Below are 3,340 nucleotides of genomic sequence, written 5' to 3'. Positions count from 1 at the left end.
TGCTTGCGAGGGAAGTTGAGATATTGGGCTTGGTTGCGGGGACAGGATTTGAACCTGTGACCTTCAGGTTATGAGCCTGACGAGCTACCGGGCTGCTCCACCCCGCGACACCGAGCGTTGTCTGATGCTGGGGAACGGCCCTCGAAGAGGTCCGCAAGGCCGAACGGCCGCCGCGCCTTGGGTACTCATCAAAGTAGTACTTTGATGGGGTTCCCTGATTGGCGCGATAGCCTGGCGGGTTGAAGCCCGCGCCGGCGCCTGAGGCCAACAAAAGACTCTGACATGTAAATGGGTATTGCCGATCCTGTGCATATAAGCGCTGGCTTCAAAGCCTGGCGACGACCTACTCTTCCACTGCTTAAGCAATAGTACCATCGGCGCAGTCTGGTTTCACGGCCGAGTTCGGGATGGGATCGGGTGGGTCACAGACGCTATGGCCACCAAGCTATGGAGCCAGCGCAGATATGTGTTGGGATCGGTTCTAGAAATCGTGCGTGCATCCTATGCTGAGAGATATCCACTTATCTTGGACAGCAGTGCTGTCGTTGATGGTGGGGCTCTCAAGCGCGAATAGAGCAATTAGTATCGGTTAGCTCCATGGGTTACCCCACTTCCACATCCGATCTATCAACGTGATGGTCTTTCACGGCTCTGTGATATCTTATCTTGAGGGAGGCTTCCCGCTTAGATGCTTTCAGCGGTTATCCCGTCCATACATAGCTACCCTGCTGCGCGGCTGGCGCCACGACAGGTCCACCAGAGGTATGTTCAACCCGGTCCTCTCGTACTAGGGTCAACTCCTCTCAAATATCGACGCCCACGGCAGATAGGGACCAAACTGTCTCGCGACGTTCTGAACCCAGCTCACGTACCACTTTAATTGGCGAACAGCCAAACCCTTGGGACCTGCTCCAGCCCCAGGATGTGATGAGCCGACATCGAGGTGCCAAACAACCCCGTCGATATGAGCTCTTGGGGGTTATCAGCCTGTTATCCCCGGCGTACCTTTTATCCGTTGAGCGATGGCCCTTCCACGAGGGACCACCGGATCACTATGACCGACTTTCGTCTCTGCTCGACTTGTCAGTCTCGCAGTCAGGCTGGCTTATGCCATTGCACTCTAACAGACGGTTTCCGACCGTCCTGAGCCAACCTTCGCGCGCCTCCGTTACTCTTTAGGAGGCGACCGCCCCAGTCAAACTACCCGCCACAGAGGGTCCCTGATCCAGTTTCATGGATCGAGGTTAGACATCAGAAAACAACAGGGTGGTATTTCACCTATGGCTCCACGACAGCTGGCGCCGTCGCTTCAAAGCCTCCCACCTATGCTACACAGTTCTTTCCTAATGCCACTCTGAAGCTGCAGTAAAGGTGCACGGGGTCTTTCCGTCTAACCGCGGGTACTCCGCATCTTCACGGAGAATTCAATTTCGCTGAGCATGTACTGGAGACAGTGGGGAAGTCGTTACGCCATTCGTGCAGGTCGGAACTTACCCGACAAGGAATTTCGCTACCTTAGGACCGTTATAGTTACGGCCGCCGTTTACCTGGGCTTCATTTCGGAGCTTGCACCCCTCCACTTAACCTTCAGGCACCGGGCAGGCGTCAGACCCTATACGTCGTCTTGAAGCCGACTTAGCAGAGCCCTGTGTTTTTGCTAAACAGTCGCTACCCCCTGGCCTGTGCCCCCCACAAATGGTTGCCCAGATGTGGGGCCTCCTTCTTCCGAAGGTACGGAGGCAATTTGCCGAGTTCCTTCAGTACACTTCTCTCAAGCGCCTTGGTATACTCTACCTGACCACCTGTGTCGGTTTCGGGTACGGTCTATACGGTGGGGCTATTTCCTGGAACCATGTCGAAGCCATCTCAATCCGATAAGAGATGACAACTTAAATGATCCGTCACACACCACCAGGCCCACGAATATTAACGTGGTTCCCATCGACTACCCCCTTCGGGCTCGTCTTAGGGGCCGGCTCACCCTGCGCGGATTAGCCTTGCGCAGGAACCCTTGGTCTTTCGGCGACAGGGCATCTCACCCTGTTTATCGCTACTCATGTCTGCATTCGCACTTCCGATACCTCCACGACCCATTACCAGATCGCTTCACAGGCTTACGGAACGCTCCGCTACCGCGTGGATAAATCCACACCCTAAGCTTCGGTGCGTGTCTTGAGCCCCGTTACATCTTCGCCGCAGGATCTCTTATTTAGACCAGTGAGCTGTTACGCTTTCTTTAAAGGATGGCTGCTTCTAAGCCAACCTCCTGGTTGTTTTGGAAATCCCACATGCTTTCCCACTTAGACACGACTTGGGGACCTTAGCTGTAGGTCAGGGCTGTTTCCCTTTTGACGACGGACCTTAGCACCCGCCGTCTGTCTCCCGGATAGTACTCGTTGGTATTCGGAGTTTGGTTGAATTTGGTAGGTCTCGCGACCCCCGCATCCATCCAGTGCTCTACCCCCAACGGTATTCATCCGAGGCACTACCTCAATAGTTTTCGCGGAGAACCAGCTATTTCCCGGCTTGATTGGCCTTTCACCCCTAAACACAACTCATCCGGTAACTTTTCAACGTTAATCGGTTCGGACCTCCAGTGGGTGTTACCCCACCTTCATCCTGGTCATGCCTAGATCGCCGGGTTTCGGGTCTAATGCATCAAACTCAGTCGCCCTATTCAGACTCGCTTTCGCTGCGCCTACACCTAACGGCTTAAGCTTGCTTGATACATTAAGTCACAGACCCATTATGCAAGAGGTACGCAGTCAGGCCATAAAGACCCTCCTACTGCTTGTAGGCATTCGGTTTCAGGTACTATTTCACTCCCCTCATCGGGGTGCTTTTCACCTTTCCCTCACGGTACTGGTTCACTATCGGTCATGCACGAGTATTTAGGCTTAGAGGGTGGTCCCCCTATGTTCAGACAGGATTACACGTGTCCCGCCCTACTCAAGTCCTGATGTTTCATTTTCGCATACGGGGCTGTCACCCGCTATGGCCAAGCTTTCCAACTTGTTCTGCTAATTCACCATCAGGCACTGGCCTGGTCCGCGTTCGCTCGCCACTACTAACGGAATCTCGGTTGATGTCTTTTCCTCCAGCTACTGAGATGTTTCAGTTCGCCGGGTTCGCTTCACCAAAGCTATGTATTCACTTCGGTGATATCCTTCCCATTTAACTCCCGATCCGGATAAATCCGGAGCAGAAATTAAATGGTGAGGATGGGTTTCCCCATTCGGAAATCGTCGGGTCAAAGGTTGCTCACACCTCACCGACGCTTATCGCAGCGTGCCACGTCCTTCATCGCCTGTGCATGCCAAGGCATCCACCAAATGCCCTT

General features: G+C 53.9%; 1 tRNA gene and 2 rRNA genes (1 of these 3 only partly in view). All 3 read right to left on the bottom strand.

Annotated features, from left to right (window positions below):
- Nucleotides 1-30: 30 nt before the first annotated feature.
- Nucleotides 31-107, bottom strand: a tRNA-Met gene (locus BLS13_RS20075).
- Nucleotides 108-330: 223 nt separating this feature from the next.
- A 5S ribosomal RNA gene (gene rrf / locus BLS13_RS20070) occupies nucleotides 331-445 on the bottom strand.
- Nucleotides 446-559: 114 nt separating this feature from the next.
- Nucleotides 560-3,340: ribosomal RNA gene (locus BLS13_RS20065) — 23S ribosomal RNA — on the bottom strand (it continues 12 nt past the right edge of the window).

Origin of the sequence: Sphingomonas sp. YR710 (genome assembly GCF_900101455.1) — a bacterium.
Lineage (GTDB): Bacteria > Pseudomonadota > Alphaproteobacteria > Sphingomonadales > Sphingomonadaceae > Rhizorhabdus.
The sequence above is the reverse complement of the archived record's forward strand: the minus strand, read 5'-3'. Positions and strand labels throughout refer to the sequence as shown.